Origin of the sequence: Alkalinema pantanalense CENA528, assembly GCF_050753345.1 — a bacterium.
In the GTDB taxonomy this organism is placed as follows: Bacteria; Cyanobacteriota; Cyanobacteriia; order Leptolyngbyales; family Leptolyngbyaceae; genus Alkalinema; species Alkalinema pantanalense.
Genome location: NZ_JBLZFX010000026.1, coordinates 15,132 through 31,590 on the forward strand (window position 1 = coordinate 15,132; position 16,459 = coordinate 31,590).

General features: G+C 48.8%; 15 protein-coding genes and 6 tRNA genes. 19 read left to right on the forward strand and 2 right to left on the reverse strand.

Annotation, left to right across the window (positions count from 1 at the left end; all coding sequences use genetic code 11):
• The first annotated feature begins 11 nt into the window (after positions 1-11).
• From ACN4EG_RS10680 to ACN4EG_RS10715, 8 genes are all read left to right on the forward strand, one after another.
• Positions 12-1,007, forward strand: coding sequence for a glycosyltransferase family 2 protein (locus ACN4EG_RS10680; RefSeq protein ID WP_431629403.1), 996 nt, complete (start codon positions 12-14; stop codon positions 1,005-1,007).
• 5 nt (positions 1,008-1,012) lie between these two features.
• Positions 1,013-1,960, forward strand: a complete 948-nt coding sequence (locus ACN4EG_RS10685) for a beta-1,6-N-acetylglucosaminyltransferase (RefSeq protein ID WP_431629405.1) — start codon at positions 1,013-1,015, stop codon at positions 1,958-1,960.
• Positions 1,961-2,047: 87 nt separating this feature from the next.
• On the forward strand, positions 2,048-3,004 hold the full coding sequence (locus tag ACN4EG_RS10690; protein ID WP_431629407.1) for a glycosyltransferase family 2 protein: 957 nt from the start codon (positions 2,048-2,050) through the stop codon (positions 3,002-3,004).
• A 108-nt stretch (positions 3,005-3,112) separates the two neighbouring features.
• Positions 3,113-3,727, forward strand: coding sequence for an acyltransferase (locus tag ACN4EG_RS10695; RefSeq protein WP_431629408.1), 615 nt, complete (start codon positions 3,113-3,115; stop codon positions 3,725-3,727).
• A gap of 8 nt (positions 3,728-3,735) precedes the next feature.
• Positions 3,736-4,551, forward strand: a complete 816-nt coding sequence (locus ACN4EG_RS10700) for a glycosyltransferase family 2 protein (RefSeq protein WP_431629409.1) — start codon at positions 3,736-3,738, stop codon at positions 4,549-4,551.
• Positions 4,552-4,612: 61 nt separating this feature from the next.
• Positions 4,613-6,022 (forward strand): O-antigen ligase domain-containing protein, encoded by a 1,410-nt coding sequence (locus ACN4EG_RS10705; RefSeq protein WP_431629411.1) that lies wholly within the window; start codon positions 4,613-4,615, stop codon positions 6,020-6,022.
• A gap of 55 nt (positions 6,023-6,077) precedes the next feature.
• Positions 6,078-7,244 (forward strand): glycosyltransferase family 4 protein, encoded by a 1,167-nt coding sequence (locus ACN4EG_RS10710; protein ID WP_431629412.1) that lies wholly within the window; start codon positions 6,078-6,080, stop codon positions 7,242-7,244.
• A 342-nt stretch (positions 7,245-7,586) separates the two neighbouring features.
• Complete coding sequence (locus ACN4EG_RS10715) at positions 7,587-9,137, forward strand: FAD-binding domain-containing protein (RefSeq protein WP_431629414.1); 1,551 nt, start codon at positions 7,587-7,589, stop codon at positions 9,135-9,137.
• Between the two features lie 4 nt (positions 9,138-9,141).
• On the opposite strand, the gene ACN4EG_RS10720 is transcribed toward ACN4EG_RS10715, so the two are convergent.
• Entirely contained in the window at positions 9,142-10,344 is a 1,203-nt protein-coding gene (locus ACN4EG_RS10720; RefSeq protein ID WP_431629415.1) for a cysteine desulfurase family protein, read from the reverse strand.
• A gap of 216 nt (positions 10,345-10,560) precedes the next feature.
• Here ACN4EG_RS10720 and ACN4EG_RS10725 point away from each other — a divergent pair, with 216 nt between their 5' ends.
• Positions 10,561-11,229: a thermonuclease family protein gene (locus ACN4EG_RS10725; protein WP_431629417.1), complete on the forward strand. Its 669-nt coding sequence runs from the start codon at positions 10,561-10,563 to the stop codon at positions 11,227-11,229.
• A gap of 101 nt (positions 11,230-11,330) precedes the next feature.
• Here ACN4EG_RS10725 and ACN4EG_RS10730 read toward each other — a convergent pair whose 3' ends face one another.
• The gene (locus tag ACN4EG_RS10730; protein ID WP_431629418.1) at positions 11,331-13,067 is read right to left on the reverse strand and encodes a glycosyltransferase family 39 protein; all 1,737 of its coding nucleotides are present in this window, start codon (positions 13,065-13,067) and stop codon (positions 11,331-11,333) included.
• A 213-nt stretch (positions 13,068-13,280) separates the two neighbouring features.
• Between ACN4EG_RS10730 and ACN4EG_RS10735 the strand changes: the two genes are divergently transcribed.
• The 10 genes from ACN4EG_RS10735 (at position 13,281) to ACN4EG_RS10780 (ending at position 16,455) form a co-directional block, all read left to right on the forward strand.
• Positions 13,281-13,553 (forward strand): hypothetical protein, encoded by a 273-nt coding sequence (locus ACN4EG_RS10735; RefSeq protein ID WP_431629420.1) that lies wholly within the window; start codon positions 13,281-13,283, stop codon positions 13,551-13,553.
• Positions 13,554-13,638: 85 nt separating this feature from the next.
• Positions 13,639-14,163, forward strand: coding sequence for an HNH endonuclease (locus ACN4EG_RS10740; protein ID WP_431629421.1), 525 nt, complete (start codon positions 13,639-13,641; stop codon positions 14,161-14,163).
• Between the two features lie 180 nt (positions 14,164-14,343).
• The gene (locus ACN4EG_RS10745; protein ID WP_431629422.1) at positions 14,344-14,733 is read left to right on the forward strand and encodes an alr0857 family protein; all 390 of its coding nucleotides are present in this window, start codon (positions 14,344-14,346) and stop codon (positions 14,731-14,733) included.
• A 452-nt stretch (positions 14,734-15,185) separates the two neighbouring features.
• The gene (locus ACN4EG_RS10750; RefSeq protein ID WP_431629424.1) at positions 15,186-15,413 is read left to right on the forward strand and encodes a hypothetical protein; all 228 of its coding nucleotides are present in this window, start codon (positions 15,186-15,188) and stop codon (positions 15,411-15,413) included.
• A 333-nt stretch (positions 15,414-15,746) separates the two neighbouring features.
• A tRNA-Asp gene (locus ACN4EG_RS10755) sits at positions 15,747-15,819 on the forward strand.
• Between the two features lie 57 nt (positions 15,820-15,876).
• Positions 15,877-15,953, forward strand: a tRNA-Glu gene (locus ACN4EG_RS10760).
• 5 nt (positions 15,954-15,958) lie between these two features.
• Positions 15,959-16,033: transfer RNA gene (locus ACN4EG_RS10765), tRNA-Cys, on the forward strand.
• 1 nt (position 16,034) lies between these two features.
• Positions 16,035-16,109 (forward strand) — tRNA-Ile (locus tag ACN4EG_RS10770).
• Between the two features lies 1 nt (position 16,110).
• Positions 16,111-16,184 (forward strand) — tRNA-Trp (locus tag ACN4EG_RS10775).
• A gap of 194 nt (positions 16,185-16,378) precedes the next feature.
• Positions 16,379-16,455 (forward strand) — tRNA-Glu (locus ACN4EG_RS10780).
• Positions 16,456-16,459: the final 4 nt, after the last annotated feature.

Sequence of the window (16,459 nt, forward strand, 5' to 3'; positions counted from 1 at the left end):
GCGCGCCTTCCATGAACAGTCCCCAACCCCTGATCAGCGTTGTCATCCCCACCTACAACCGCATTCACTACTTAGAACAAGCATTGCAAAGTGTCCTGCAACAGACCTACCAAAATTTTGAAGTGATTGTTGCCGATGACCATAGCCCCGAAGATCCAACCGCGTTAATTGCTACCTTCCAAGATCCTAGAATTCGCCTACGCCGGAATTCGCAAAACCTGGGCAATGGGCCTAACATCGCTTTGGCCTTTCAGGAAGCCAAGGGGGACTATGTAGCCAGCTTGAACGATGATGACACTTGGGATCCTCACTTTCTAGAACGGCTGGTGCAACCGTTGGAAGCCCATCCAAACCTAGCCGCAGCGTTTTGCGATCATTACATCATAGACAGCACGGGGCGAGTGGATGAGGCATTAAGTGCAGAAAATTCCCAACGCTGGAAACGCGATCGCTTACCGGAAGGCATTCACCAACCTTTTTGGTCGATCGGACTTGTGGATCAATCGGTGTCCCCAGCCTCCTCTGCTCTGTTGCGTCGTAGCATGATTGACTGGCCGGAGTTAATGAACGTGGGCGTGTATTGGGATTACTACCTCACCTATTTAGCCTGCTGCAAGGGCTATGGAGCCTATTACTGCCCGGAAAAGCTGACCTACTACCGAATTCACGAAAACTCCGAAACCACCCAAAGCGGAGGCAAAAATGCAGCAGCCAAAATTCGCAAAGGTCGATCGGGCACCTTTTGTTACAGCCAATTTCTGCAAGATCCCAACCTGCAAGAACATTCAGCTTATTTCTTACAGAAATGGGTTGAAGCCAAAACAACCTGGGGGATTGGTTTACTCCGCGCAGGGCAACTCAAAGAAGCGCGCACCCATTTAACGGAAGCCCTCAGCAAACAGTTTAACTTGAGAACTTTTTACGCTTTGATTCTCAGCTGGATTTCCCGATCGAATAGCGCTCACCAGGCCAATCCAGCCTCCAGCTATTCTGGGGAGGTTTCATAAACAGCATGAATATTGCCTATGTGATTACTTCCCATACAAATCCACAACAGGTTGTGCGATTGGTGCGGGCATTGCGAACAGGATCACAGACTGGACAGATTATCATTCACCACGATGCCGCTCAAGCTGCCTTTGACCCGGCATTATTGGCTGATTTTCCCAGCGTTCATCTGTTGCAGAATCCCGTAGCCGTCGGTTGGGGCGAGTTTTCCGTGGTGGAAGCGGAGTTGCGGTGTTTGACTTGGTTACAACAGAACGCGATCGAATTTGACTGGCTCGTGTTGCTGTCTGGACAGGATTATCCTATTCAACCGCTACAACAGTTCGAGCAATTTCTGAACAAAGCAAACTGTGCTGGTTTTTTAGAGTATTTTTCCATCGACCAAGTACCGCCCACGCAATGGAACTGGCATGACCAAACGGGTATCGATCGCTATTACTACCACTACCACACCGTTCCAGCACAGTTGAAACCGCTGTTTTATAAACTCTATCGTGTGGTTAACTGGCAGCCTTACGTGCGCGTCAAAGCCGGACGGTTTGGGGCCAAAATTGCCACCCGTGCTGCTCAATCTCCCTTTGGCCCGAACTTTCAATGCTATGCCGGATCCCAATGGCACACGCTCTCCCGCCGTGCTGTGGGCTATTTAATGCAGTTCATTCAAGAGCACCCGGAAATCGTCGAACACTATCGCCATACGATGATTCCCGACGAATCCTTTGTGCAAACAATTTTGGTGAACGCCCCCGATCTCCAGTTGGTGAATGACCATCTGCGCCATATCTCTTGGACGCCACCCTATCCCGCCGTCTTTGGCTCAGAGGACTTTCAGACCTTAATTCAATCGGAAAAATTCTTTGCCCGTAAGTTTGACCTACGGCAAGATGCCCAGATTTTTGACCAGTTGGATAGCCACCTCGGTATAACCCCCTACACCGCAGCCCTTTCCTAGGGGAGATCCTCCGAAATCTTCCTGATTTACCTGCCCTTTCCCTGAACTGAAAGATAGGCTGACTGCTGTTTTAGCGAATTTTTTGCCATGAAAGCGAGCATTATTGTCCCAACCTATCGACGGTGCCAAGACCTCGATCGCTGTCTTGCGGCGCTGCAACAGCAACGGCGTCAACCCGATGAAGTTCTCGTGATTGTGCGAGACATCGACACAGAAACCCAAGACTTTCTGCGCCAGCGATCGACTCCCCTTCCCTTGCAGATCGTAACCGTAACCATTCCCGGCCAAGTTGCTGCCTTGAATGCAGGACTGGCTGCGGCCCAAGGTGACATTCTCGCCATTACCGACGACGATGCCGCCCCCCATCCCCACTGGCTACAAACGATCGAGCAGCATTTCACGCGCGATCCCCAGGTGGGCGGTGTCGGGGGGCGGGATTGGCTGTATCTCAATGGCCAACTTCAGGATGCGGCAGTCCACCCCGGTGCCTCCGATACCGTGGGCAAAGTCACCTGGTTTGGGCGGGCGATCGGCAATCACCACATTGGCACCGGGGAGCCCAGAGAAGTGGACATTCTCAAAGGTGCAAACATGAGCTACCGCAGAGCCGCGATCGAAAATCTACGGTTTAGCGAGGCACTCCTAGGCTCCGGCGCGCAGGTGCATAACGATTTGGAATTTAGTTTTGCTGTTAAGCAACGGGGTTGGAAACTGATGTACGATCCCGCCGTGTCTGTGGATCACTTTCTGGCGCAACGTTTTGATGAGGATCAGCGCTTGCAGTTCAACTACACGGCCCAGTACAACGCCGCCTTTAATGAAGCCATTTCCCTCTTGCCCCATCTGCCTCCTAGTAACCGTTTAGCCTACGTGCTCTGGTCACTTTTAATTGGCAGCCGCAAAACGTTGGGATTAATGCAAACGCTGCGATTTCTGCCCCAGGAAGGTTGGACAGCCATTCAGAAATTTCAAGCCTCTAGCCAAGGACGCATTGCTGGAATGGTTGCTTGGTTGTCTTCTGGTACTCGATCAGCACATTCCTAGATTAGAATCATCAGCGTTCACTAATTTATTTTATCTACCACTCTATTGTATATCGGATTTCTTTCAGATTTGAATTAACTACCACGTCTAGCGAGAGTCTAAACAACTATGACAGATATCCCTGTAACTCACTTACCCGATCGTCAACCCGAGAAATCATTAACCCAGAAAATTCTCCACCAAATTCAACGTCAATATAAACTCATTTGGATTCATCTAATTAATTTAATTTCTAATTTTTTAGGAAATGATTTTATTGGCTGTCAATTCAGGATTGGATTATTAAAAACCCTAGGAATCCAAATTGCTAAACGCTGTACGGTACGAGGTGGCAGTTACTTCTATGGTGCAGATTTAATCCTTGGTGAAAAATGTTTTATTAATCGCAATTGTTATTTTGATTTAAGTGCTCCCGTAATTTTGGAAGACAATGTGGTGATTGGCCATGGCGTCACTTTTATCACCGCAGACCATGGAATCGCCGGGGCCGATCGCCGTGCTGGAAGCGCGATCGGGAAACCCATCACGATCGGACGCGGGGCTTGGATTGGTGCAAATGCAACGCTGTTACCGGGAATTACCATTGGTGCAGGCAGCGTGGTGGCGGCTGGAGCCGTAGTTACCAAGTCGATCGCGCCTAATACCGTCGTTGCCGGAGTTCCTGCCAAGCTACTGCGAGAATTACCTGAGGCCGTTCATTCAGAATCCCCCTCCAAGGAGTAAATATCATCATGGTTGCCATTTCAGTCGTCATCCTAGCGAAAAACGAAGAAGCATTGATTGGACGCTGTATCCGCAGTGTGGAGTGGGCGGACGAAGTGCTGGTGGTGGATTCCGGGAGCACTGACAAAACCCGTGACATTGCCCAATCCCTAGGGGCTCGTGTCCATGAACAACCTTGGCTAGGCTGGTCAGGGCAACGGAATAAAGGCATTGAACTGGCGAAATATGATTGGATTTTAATGCTGGATTGTGATGAAATCGTTACACCAGAATTGGCCAAATCCTTGCAAACTGTGATGGCTAGCGATCCCGATCCCCAGGATGTTTATTCCGTGAATCGTCGGGGCGATTTCTATGGCGAACTACTGCCGAACTATTTGCCCAAACACCGTCAGCTTAATTTTGTGCGCCTCTTCCATCGAGCACACAGTGCCTACGATCCCACCATGAAGGTGCACGAGGAAATTCGCTATCCCGGCAAAGCCCATTTGTTAGACGGTGTACTCATCCACTGGCGGGCCTATGCCATGGATGAATACATGAACTCAGTAAATCGCTATGCCACGATCGAAGCGGAAGTTCTCAACGATAAAGGCGTTCGATCGAGCGGTACCAAAATCATTCTACGGCCCCTACTGAGGTTTATTTGGTGTTACATCATCCACCGCGAATTTTTACTCGGTACCCGAGGATTGACCCATGCGTTGCTGGCTGCGATCGGGGACTATATTCGCTATGTCAAATTGTGGGAACTGCAAAATGCCCCAAAAGTTCTCGACCCACCAGATTCGGTTTATCTAGAACTCAGCCGCCCAAAATCCTAATTCTCTGTTCCATTCACCATCATTGCTTCTGCCCTACTAGCACAGGCTGCATCCCACCCCTATGAACCCACAACTCAAAAAAATCTATCAAATTCTCACCCCATTTCCAGCTTGGGCTGCCATTATTACCTTTTGCCTGATTTCTGCCTTAATGGGAGTCGTAGGCGTTGGTAAAGTTGCTAATATCTTATTTCCCACTGGGGCAGTTAGTGTTGGCTTATTTCTTTACTCCCGCTACCCCGTAATGTATGTCGGGTTTACCTGGTGGATTTGGTTTCTGTCACCTTTTATGAGACGATTAGTTGATTTTCAGAGTGGCTTTACTGATCCAAGTTTAATTCTTTTAACACCCTATCTCGTTACTCTATTATCAGTACTTACGTTTTTTAAACTAATTCCTAGAGCCGTTCAAATCGGCGCTGAACCTTTTGTTTTATCCGCTGCTGCAACAATTTATGCCTATTTGGTTGCCTTAAATAAATCATCCTACGTTGCAGCATCGATCGGGATGCTAGATTGGTTTACCCCAATTATTTTTGGCTTTTATCTCTTTTCCCAGTGGCGTCACTATCCAGAATATCGCAAGAATACCGAAAGTGTATTCTTCTGGTGCGTACTGATTACGGGAGCCTACGGCGTGTATCAATACTTGGTTGCGCCAGGGTGGGATACTTTTTGGTTAAGAAGTGCAGATATTTCCAGTGCAGGTAAACCGGCAGCGTTTGAATTGCGGGTGTGGAGTACAATGCATGGCCCCGGTGTGTTCGCTAACGTTATGGCAGCGGGACTCATTGTCGTGATGAGTACCACTTCGCCCCTATCTTTACCCGCCAATGCGGTTGGTTTCTTGTCCCTACTCGTTTCTCTGGTGCGATCGGCGTGGTTAGGCTGGTTTGTGGGTTGCCTCAGCTTGGTCAGTTTCCTCAAACCTAGGCTCCAGATGCGGTTGGTTGCTTTAGGATTGGTAACCGCACTAATGGTCATTCCGTTAACGGCATTAGATTCATTTTCCGGTGTGATTAGTAGTCGTTTAGAATCCCTCACGAACCTAAATCAAGACGCTAGCGCCTCCGATCGTCAAAACGCCTACCAAGAGTTTTTAGAAAACGGATTAACCAACGTTGTGGGGAATGGTATCGCCGCTGGAGGAATCTTTGATAGTGCCATTATTGATTCACTGAACTCCTTAGGTTGGATTGGTACTCTGAGTTACTGGGCAGGGGTTTTGGGGCTGTATGCCAGAATGCTATTTGGCAGTAACAAGGGCCATGATTCTTTTACTGCTACCACGCGATCGATTTGTCTAGGAGCCGCGATTCAACTCATTGGTGGTTCGGTCATGTTGGGTTTGCCGGGAGTAGTCATGTGGGGATTTTTGGGTCTGGGGGCTTCAGCTCACAAGTTTTACCAAACTGCTAATCGTTCGGTTTCCCTTTCATCAGCCATTACGCCTCGCCAATTAACGGGCTAACTTCTTTCACGCCTATTCCCATCCATTACACAAGAACAACACTAGGAGAAATGCTATGAAAACATTGCAAATTGGTATGGGTTGGTTCCCAGAGCAAGCCGGGGGACTGAATCGGTTCTACTATGACTGCACCCATTATCTGCCTCAAGCCGGAGTGGAAATTGATGGCCTAGTGGCAGGGTCTGCCCAAGTAGCCGAGATGACTCAGGGTAAAATTCGCGGCTTTGCCGATCGCACGACATCTCTGCTCAACCGTTGGCAAGGGGTACGGCGACAGACCCAAGTCATGTTGCAACAAACGACCTATGCCCCGGTGGTGTCCCACTTTGCGCTGTATACCTTACCAATTTTGGATCTATTAGGCGATCGACCGTTGGTCATGCATTTCCAAGGACCTTGGGCGCTGGAAGGGCAGGTGGAAGGCGGGAAATCGATCGTCACTCGCTGCAAAAAATGGGTTGAACAAAGGGCGTATAACCAAGTTTCTCAGTTTATTGTGCTGTCTCAAGCCTTTCAAGAAGTGCTGCATCGGGAATATGGCATCGATCGCGATCGTATCCATGTGATTCCAGCGGGCGTGGATATGGAGCGCTTTAATTTTTCAATTTCCCAAGCCGCTGCCCGTGAAAAACTGGGTTGGCCCAACGATCGTCCCATTCTATTCGCAGCACGGCGCTTGGCAAAACGGATGGGACTCGAAAATTTGATTGCAGCCATGGAGATCGTTAAACAACGCCATCCCGATGCGATGCTGATGATTGCAGGCAAAGGCGCGATGGCGGAAACCCTACAGGCCCAAATTGATGAACTTGGGTTATCGGAACAGGTCAAACTTTTAGGCTATGTTCCCGACGAAGATTTATTGCTAGCCTATCGTGCCGCGAATTTTTCGATCGTGCCTACGGTTGCCTACGAAGGGTTTGGCCTGATTGTGATTGAATCCCTAGCGGCGGGAACTCCGGTGTTGGGGACTCCCGTAGATGCTATTCCCGAAATTTTGGCACCCTTTTCGGAGGATTTACTCTTTGCCAGTTCCGCTAGCCCAGATTTAGCCCAGGGTATTTTGGAAGTGCTGGATGGTAAGCGATCGCTGCCTTCTGCGGAGGCTTGTCGTGCCTATGTGCAAGAGAATTATGCTTGGCCAGTGATTGCCCAGCGCATTCGTGGAGTGTACGAATTAGCCGTTTCCCACGCAAACCCTTCTCATGCTAAATCCATTTAAACCACTATCAATAATCCCTTGAGAATAATAGGCAGTGGTTCGACGAGGTGGCACTGAAGGAAATGACCTAGGATTATTTAGCCTTTTTGCAGGCGGAGTAGGACGATCGATCAGTCAGCAAAGCTACAGCGCAATTCTGGGAAAGCATAGGCTAACGATCGCCTATTGTCTCAATCACGGCTTACGAGGTAGACCTACTCATGAGCTCGGACTATATCGGCTCTAAGTCTAAACCCACAGTTGCCTAATTAACGCTGTACAGGTAAGCTTTCCCCAGTCTATCACCCGACCCCTATGGAAAACGGTATAGTGAAGAAGTGATGCCTGTCTTGCCTCCCAAATATGAACCTACTGTGGTTTCGACGAGATCTCCGACTCAGTGATAATGAAATTGTCAACCTAGCCACTGCCAATCACGCTAGCGTTCTCCCTTTTTTCATCATTGATCCTTGGTTTTATCAGTGGGAAGATGTGGGGCAGGCAAGGGTTCGCTTCCTTTTCGATTCGCTGGAAGATCTCCATAGGAACTTGCAAAAACTGGGTAGTTCCCTGACGCTCTTTGAAGGCAACCCGATCGAAATTATTCAACAACTAACCCAATACTGCCTCGATCGTCAACAATCTCCCAAACTCTACTTCAATCGCGACGTGCAAGTTGAGTATGGAATCGCCCGCGATCGCGCAATCATTGACTTCTATCGATCGCGCAATCTGGATTATCATCTGGGCCTCAACCATTTCCTCCAGCTACAAGACGACCGCGATCGCTGGTTTGCTGAATACTATACCTATCAGCGCGCCACACCGTATCCCACTCCCAAAACAATCAATACCCCTGCCCTAGAAATCCCTTTGACACAACTGTCCTTTCGCCAGCTTAAATACAAGTATCGTGAGTTTTGGCAAAGTAAAAAACTCTATTTCCGGGGCGGCGAAACGCAAGCAAAAACCACTTTACGATCCTTCCTAGAACGCAGATTTGAAGGATATCACTGGAAACTGTCGCGGCCTTGGTTGGCGCAGTGTGGGGCCACCTCCCATCTTTCGCCCCATTTAACCTTTGGCACTATTTCTACCCGCCAGGTTTACCAAAAAACGAAAGCAAGGGCGATCGAACTGAGCCATGTGCCTAAAGCAGCATTTAGTTTGAAAAATTTTCGCGATCGCCTACGCTGGCACGATAGCTTTACCCAACGGTTGTACTTCTATCCTGAAGTTGCTTATCAAAATCGCTATCCTGAATTTGACGATTGGTATACGCCTGCTGAATTATCGCCCCAGAAACAAGCCTTATTTCAAGCTTGGCAGGAGGGATTGACGGGTTTTCCCTTAATTGATGCCAGCATGAGGCAGCTCAAACACATGGGCTGGATGAACTTTCGGATGCGGGCCATGTGTGCCACTTTTTTAACGATTAACTGCGGAATTTCCTGGCACCATGGCGCACGGCACTACATGAATTATTTAGTGGATGGCGATTTGGCGATCGATAATTGGCAGTGGCAAATGCAGGCGGGTATTACCAATCCCCTCAGCGAAACCTTTCGTATTTACAATCCCACTAAAAATATTCAAGAAAAAGATCCTCAATTGCGTTTCATTCATTATTGGATTAGTGAATTAAAACCCTATGGCCTGACAGAAATTTTAGAGGGCAAATACTTGATGGAGAGTGCCTATCCACAACCTATTCTCGATTGGGCAGAAACTCGCAAAGTCAATGGAAAAATCGTTTCCAACCTGCGCAAGCAAGTCAAGGAACGCCTGATTGCCGAAGGAGGAGAGGAATTCGAGAGTGCTCAAGCAGCCAAACAAACCGTCGAAAAGTATCGGCAGTACCAAGACCGAGAATATGACACAATGGCGGCTCGTTTGTCGGTTCCTGAAGAATAAACCTTCATCGCAATAATGGTTTGAAGGAGGTTTGGGCTAGAGAGACGGCCCGATCGACGGCATCAGCGCCAGTCAGCCGATCGAGGACTTGCCGCAATACCATCGCGGTCCAGTCAATATCAGCCTCGGTGGTGTGCCGTCCTAGGGTTAAGCGGATGCCCGTTTTGGCCACCCGATCGCTCCACCCCAAGGCCGTCAGAATAGGACTGGGCGTAATTTTGCCACTGCTACAGGCGGCCCCGGCACTGATGCCAATTCCCGCTAAATTCATCTGCCGTACCAGGGTTTTGCCGCTAACCTGCTCTCCATCAGCTTCGGGTAGACAAAAACTGACATGGTGCGGTAGACGATCGACTAAATCCCCCGTTGGCACCAATGGCAAATCCGCCAGCAGGTCAAACAAACGATCGCGCAGGTGGCTCAGTCGTGGGGTTTCCATCGCCATTTCTGGCATCATCAGTTCCGCTGCCAGCCCAAACCCCGCGATCGCAGGCATGGCTTGGGTTCCCGATCTCAGTTTGCCTTCCTGTCCACCGCCGCCCAGAAGTGGCAACAGTTCCACCTCTGGACGAATGTAAAGTGCCCCCGTTCCCTGCGGCCCATAGAGCTTGTGGCTAGAAAGGGAAAGCAGATCCACGGGCAACGTTTGCACATCGATCGCGAGTCGGCCTGCCACTTGTACCGCATCGGTGTGGAACAGAATGCCATGGTCACGGGCGATCGCCCCCAGTTCCACGATCGGTTGCAGAGTTCCGATTTCGCTTTGGCCCCAAACAAGGGAAATCAGCACTGTATTGGGCTGAATTGCAGCTTGCAGATCCACTGGATCGATCCGTCCAGCGGGGTTTACTGGTAGCCGAGTCACTTGCCAGCCTTCCCGCTCCAGTTGCTTGGCAGGTTCAGAGATAGCAGAATGCTCCACACTGGAAATAATCACATGTTGTGGGTGATAGTATTGCCGAGCCACCCCAAAAATAGCCAGGTTATCGGACTCGGTGCCGCCGGACGTGAAGACGATCGCCTCAGCGGGCGCATTGATCAAGCGAGCCACCTGCATCCGGGCACGTTCTAGCAGAGTGGCCGATCGATTACCCCAGACATGCAAACTGGAGGGGTTGCCCCACTGCTCCGCCATCACCTGTTGCATCAGGGAGATGACCTCCGGGCGGGGGGGCGTAGTTGCGCTATAGTCCAGGTAGATCTGCATGGAAATTCTGTCTCCCATTCTCGGCCATTTCTATTGTCTGCGGAGATGTCCGGAATTGGCGAATTTTTCTATGAGGATATTAGAAGAATAATTGAGGTTATTGAGTAAATTGAGTGATTAAGTCAAGCTTTCGAGCAGATTTCGATTCTTTTATGAAGTAATAATCTGCAAGCTCCCCATTAATTCCCCCCATTATTGTATTTACACGTTCTAGCGATGACTCGAGTTCTAATCTCTGCTGGTCTTTCTCTGCTTCTATTGGTGTTACAATCTCCTGCTTGGGCGGATCTGAATGCCAAGGTGGTTTCTGTTGGTGATGGCGATACGATTACTGTGCAACAAGGTTCGACCAAGACGACGGTTCGGTTGGCTTGCATTGATGCGGCGGAAATGAAGCAAGGCAATTGGGGTGCACAATCCAAGCGGCAGTTACAAAACTTTTTACCGATCGGGCAAACGGTGAGAATCCGAGATGTGGAAAAGGATAAGTATGGTCGGTTAGTGGGTGAAATTTTTGTAGGCAAGAAATCGATCAATCTAGAAATGGTGAATGCTGGCGAGGCTGTAGTCTATCGCCAGTACCTGAGTGCCTGTCCCGATAACCAGCGGCAATATTTGAATGCGGAGCGTTGGGCCAAGGCAGAAAAGCGTGGGTTTTGGAATCAGGTCAATCCGGTGATGCCCTGGGATTTTCGCCATGGGAAGGCTACGTCAACCCCGAGAACTCAGCCTCAGCAGCAGTTCCCAGCCTGTGTGAATTCGGATTGTGATTGTAAGGATTTCTCCAGTCGAGCGGAGGCAGATGCGGTCTTTCGAGCGTTTCCGGGTGATCCATTCCGGTTAGATGGCGATCGGGATGGCATCCCCTGCGAGAGTTTGCGGTAAGGCTGAGGAGGGACACATTGGTTGTTCCTCCCATTTTATCCCGCCTGCTAGGAGGATGGATTGGTGGAACCTTGATCGGTTGGGGGTGCAAATTGCCCGGTCTACTGCCTTGGGGCGACTGGCTTCGGTTTGAGCTGCCAAACTTGGTTCCACTCATCCTGAAAAACTAGATGGCCTTGCCAAGGGTAAGTTGCTTCAAACCGATGGCGAAACTGCTCAGAAAGATTCATCATAAAAAGGGTATGAAATCCCTCTGGAACCCCCCGATCGGGGAATGTGTCACTCACTTTAGGTAAAAGCCAAAAGTGAATTGTGGGATTGAGTAAATAACTCAGAGATACCATGCTGGCCGGATTGTAGATATCTCCATCGGTAACCACCAAAGGCCGATCGCTGCGATTCAAAATTTCTGCGATCTGTGCATAGTTAGAATTGACAACTTTATTCCACCAAGTATTGGATTGGCTATAGACTCCACAAGAGCCAACGCCAGCCGCCATGAAACCAATGCACCCAGCAATTACCAGTCCTCGCTTCCATTGAGGAGAAACGGCCCAAGCTTGTAGGAGAAGGTGGGTGAAGCAATAAACCACAGCCAATTGAATCCCTACAAAGCAAGGAATCAGATAGCGATTCACTGTGAACCGTTGTCCGCCTAGGAGCAGATCAGGAAGTCCCAAAAGGAGAATGGTACCAGCAATCAAGGTTACTACAAATCCCCACACTGCCTTGGAAGATGTTCGATATAGATCAAAGAGCGAGTATAGCTGAAGACTCAAGAATGGAATTGCACAGATATAAATCCATGGATTACTAAAACCAAAATTAAAATCTATAAAAATACGGCTGAAATTTGCAATAAAGAGTTCTAGGCTAGAAATTAATGGCAATGGAAGACCAATCCAATTCGTTGTCTGATGAAGAGTATCTTTAGAAACAACCATAAAATAGAGCCAAGGCGTGAAGAGTACGCCGACACCGATTAAGCTGACTAGGCAAGCAATGGTTCGATTCCTACCGTCTAGCCATTCTTTCCAATTCAATGGCTGCCAGGTAAACCGTTGTTTGAATGCAAGTAACTGTTGAAAAGTGAGGGATCGTCTCACGCTACCCCCTGATTGGGAACGGAGCGTTTCTGGCAATACAGAAACGCAATCGACCAACAGAACATAGAGACAATGGCTGATTGCAATTCCTAAAGTAAAGAGGGACGTGTAGCTCGCAACTAGCATAGAAAGTGCATACAAGCCCCAGTTTTGCCAGGAGGACGATCGGATCGCCTTAAGCAATAACGCACTACTCACCAGAACCATTGCAGTCCATAGCCCATATTGCCGTGCCTCTTGTGCATAGATGAGGTGGACTGGAGACACCGCAAATACACCGATCGCCACCCAGCCATATAATGCAGATCCAAAAAGTTCTAAGCAGAGCCAATATAAAGCTGGAAAAATCGCTAAGCTGAGAAATGCTGATAGCCCACGAATGAACGCGATCGAGGTTCCACCGAGCTTAGCACCAGCGTAGATCAGCAGATAGTAGAGCGGTGGATGTTGGGCATCTTCTAGCCCCTTGCGAACCAACATATCCTGTAAAGTCAGAGATGGCTCAAAGTGCTGATAGGCGAGTAAATCTTTCGCCTGTACAATTTTTCCATTAAACAAATCTCTTGTAAGATATCGCCCTGGATGAGAGGTGATCACGAGAGAGGTATAGACTTCATCGTGCCAATAGACCTTACGATCGAGGTGTAAAAATCGGAAACAAATGGCCAAGATTAATCCAGCAATCCCAATCCAACGGACTACTTTCAAGAGCTGGGATCGCTGGGGGATCATACGCTGAGACCTCATACAGAGTGAACCTACGGATAGGACATGTCAGTGAAGGGAACTGGTGAAAGGTATGTAGCAACGTAATGGGGAAACGTGAAAGTCACTAGCTCAAAGCAGATCTAGATTATCAATTTTTCGGAATTCCCCTTGACAGATTTGAAGAAGCAGATTACACATGTAGTATAGAAATTAGTAGGTTAAGAGGTCGAGCCTTCTATGTTGCGTACTTTCTCCCATCCCTTATCAAGCCCCCGTAGCCAGCATCCCAGCCTGGGAAGTTTTAGCGCGATCGTGGGATCGAGCTTTGGGCGACTGTATCGAGTCAGCGTAGAGAGCCATCCTGCGATCGATTGCCGCAAACCCGCCATGGTGGGCGCGATCGAATCAACCATTTCCCGTCAAGATTGGGTCGGCGAGGGTCGGCCAAATCCGAGAACAGAGCTAAAAACCTATCAACAATGCGGGGCACGCAGGCGAAAAGCGTGCTGATCAGTTCAAGCTAGTGCGACAAGCCCTAAGCCCCGCTCCTGGAACATGACCAGAGCGGGGCTTATTTTTTAGAGGAGTGTGAGCGATGCAACCGTTACACCGTCCACCCTATCCATCGATACTCCAGAACACGGTCGTCGTGTTCTCCAAAAACTATCTGCCCCTGAGCCGCATCTCCATCAAACGGGCGATCGCGCTCCTTGTCACCGGACAGGCGGAACCCGTCGATTGCACTACCAGCCAAAGCTTTGAGGTTCGATCGCCTAGCTTGGTTCTCCAAGTACCCGAGCATATCCGTCTCACCTTTGGTAATCCAGAGCGGCATTGGAAAGTGCCCCCGGTGAATCGGCGTGGTGTACTACAACGCGACCATCACACCTGCCAATACTGCGGCAGCAAAAAGAAACTCACCCTAGACCATGTCATTCCTCGATCGAAGGGTGGCCAACACAGTTGGGACAACGTTGTTGCGGCTTGTGAGCAATGTAATGGCAAAAAAGGCGACAAACTTTTGCACGAAACTGGAATGAAGTTACGCAATAAACCTAAAGCCCCGGTGCATCCAGCAGTCCTGTTCGCAGACCAATTTTGGAAGAATCAATCGGATTAAATCCCAGGAGGAACAGCACGATCGGTCAATGATGTTAGAAGCAATGCTACAGAGATTTCAAACATGAATCCAATCAATTCACGGTATTGAGTCTTGAAGAGATTGGTAAGAAATTGATTGTAGCAAAGTTTTTCATCCATTGCCGATGGCTGCCTCCTCCCAATGTCAAGGAGAAGACCCATGCTGAAACTGACCTACACCGAAGATGGATTAACCTTAGAGCGGTTGGCGGGTGCGCTGGAAACCATTGTGACCCAGCGTGTCATCTTAGCAATGCGAGTCGGCCAAACGTTATCGATCGAACCCAGTCGGGCTTCTTTTCTGGTACCGATCGACCATGTGTTTTTTAACCATTTGGTGCAAGCTATCCACGAAGTGCAAGGTCAAGAGATCAGCGTTTGTGTGGTAGATGAGGATTTTGCAGAAGTTAGCCTCAAAGGTTGCTGGGTAGCTGCAACCCACGAAGCCCACGAAGGGATGTTAATTTGCACCCTGTCCGATCGGGTCGAGTTCTTCATCCACAAACTCTGGCAAGCCGACCCTCGAAATCTCTCTTCGATCGCTCAATAAATCTACGGTTGTGAATGTAATCAATAGCGCGATCGTCGTTACTAGAGTCGATGGGGAGTTGATCAGGTAGAGAACTTGATTGACTTCAATTCTCTCAACCTCGATCGAACATTAGATTATTCGCAAACTTCAACCTGCTGGGGATATGAATCACCATGTCTCCAGTAGATCATTCTGCCAATCTTGAAAATCCAAGACTGCGTTTTCAGCAAATGCCGAAATCTCTATTGCAGTAGACCACGGAACGATCAGCATACTACAAGTAGATCACCGTTAAAGGGCGTTTATTTTGAGTAAATCAAAGCTGTCTAAATTATCTAGGAAGCTTGCATAATCAGTAGTCTGATTAACTCCCTCAAAAAAATCGAAAAAAAATTCCAAAACCCCTTGACACTTCCGAAAACCGCAATGTAGTATATGTAGTATCAGGAAAGCGAAAAGGAGCTAACACAATGAAACGCTCAACCGCAGTCCTTCCATTCAAACCCACTCCTGGACAAGCATCTTCTACCTTGTCCCCAGAGCGACCGCTAACCTCAGGGCAATCACCCAGGCAAGCAGGAACTCAACCCACCGAGCAGGGTTTCCAAAAATCAAAACGGTTGAACCAAGAAAAAACAGCAGAAGCTTTTCGTCGAGTCGTAATGATTTACACATTAGAACGACATTGCTTCTTCTAGAGAACGAAACAGCGCGATCGTATTGCGCAATCCATCTTTTAAATCTTTCCAACACTCTCCTGAACCTTGAAAACTCAATAAATTTAAATGCCACAATTTCTGAAGTGTGAATGATGAAGGCTGAAGTCGGAATTGATATCAAATTGATTGATCACTGCTACAGATCTGATCCCCCCTAGCCCCCCTTAATAAAGGGGGAATTAAGTCAAATTCTTTCAAAGTCCCCCTTATTAAGGGGGATTTAGGGGGATCGTGATGGGTTGCAATCGCAAGTTGATTTGGTATGACAAGTCCATTCAAACTTCTTGATTCCTTCTCGTTCATACTTTCTCTGGGGATGTAGCTTAGCGGCTAAAGCGCTTGTCTGTCGAACAAGAGATCGCGGGTTCGAATCCCGTCTTCCTCGCCTTGAGTCCAAAACGGTGTTGTTTTGCGTGTCTCGTTGCAACACCTAGACTCCCCCAGCCTCGTGGACGAATAGAAAAGTCGCGCTGATTCTCAGTCAGCGAGAAGCGGGTGCAACTCCCGTCGGGGCTCCCAATCCTATCCAGGTAGCTAAGTAGTAAGGCAATGGTCTGCAAAACCATTCATCGTGGGTGCAATTCCCACTCTGGATTCCAATGCAGTGTAGCTCAATAGCGGAGCAGCAAGCTCATAACTTGACGGGTGTGGGTGCAATTCCCACCACTGCAACCAAGCCGGAATCGCGTAATGGTCTAAGCGCGTCGGTCTCCAAAACCGAAAGTCTGGGTTCGAATCCTAGTTCCGGTGTGGGCTGTATAGCCCTGCAAAAGTGGCTCCGTGCCCTAAATCAAGAAGCCTACAAACTGGTAACAATTGATCTGAAAAATCAATGAGTTGGTTCGAATCCAACAGCCTCCACCAAATTGATTCATGCACTTGTTTCATTGGACAGGGAGGCTGAAAAAAAACAGCTTCTTAAACTTGCACGGAGCCTCCAACCTGGTGCTGTAGACAAATTGGTAAAGTCACAGGGCTTTCAATCCTGGGTTTGCGGGTTCGATCCCCGTCAGCACTGCCAAATT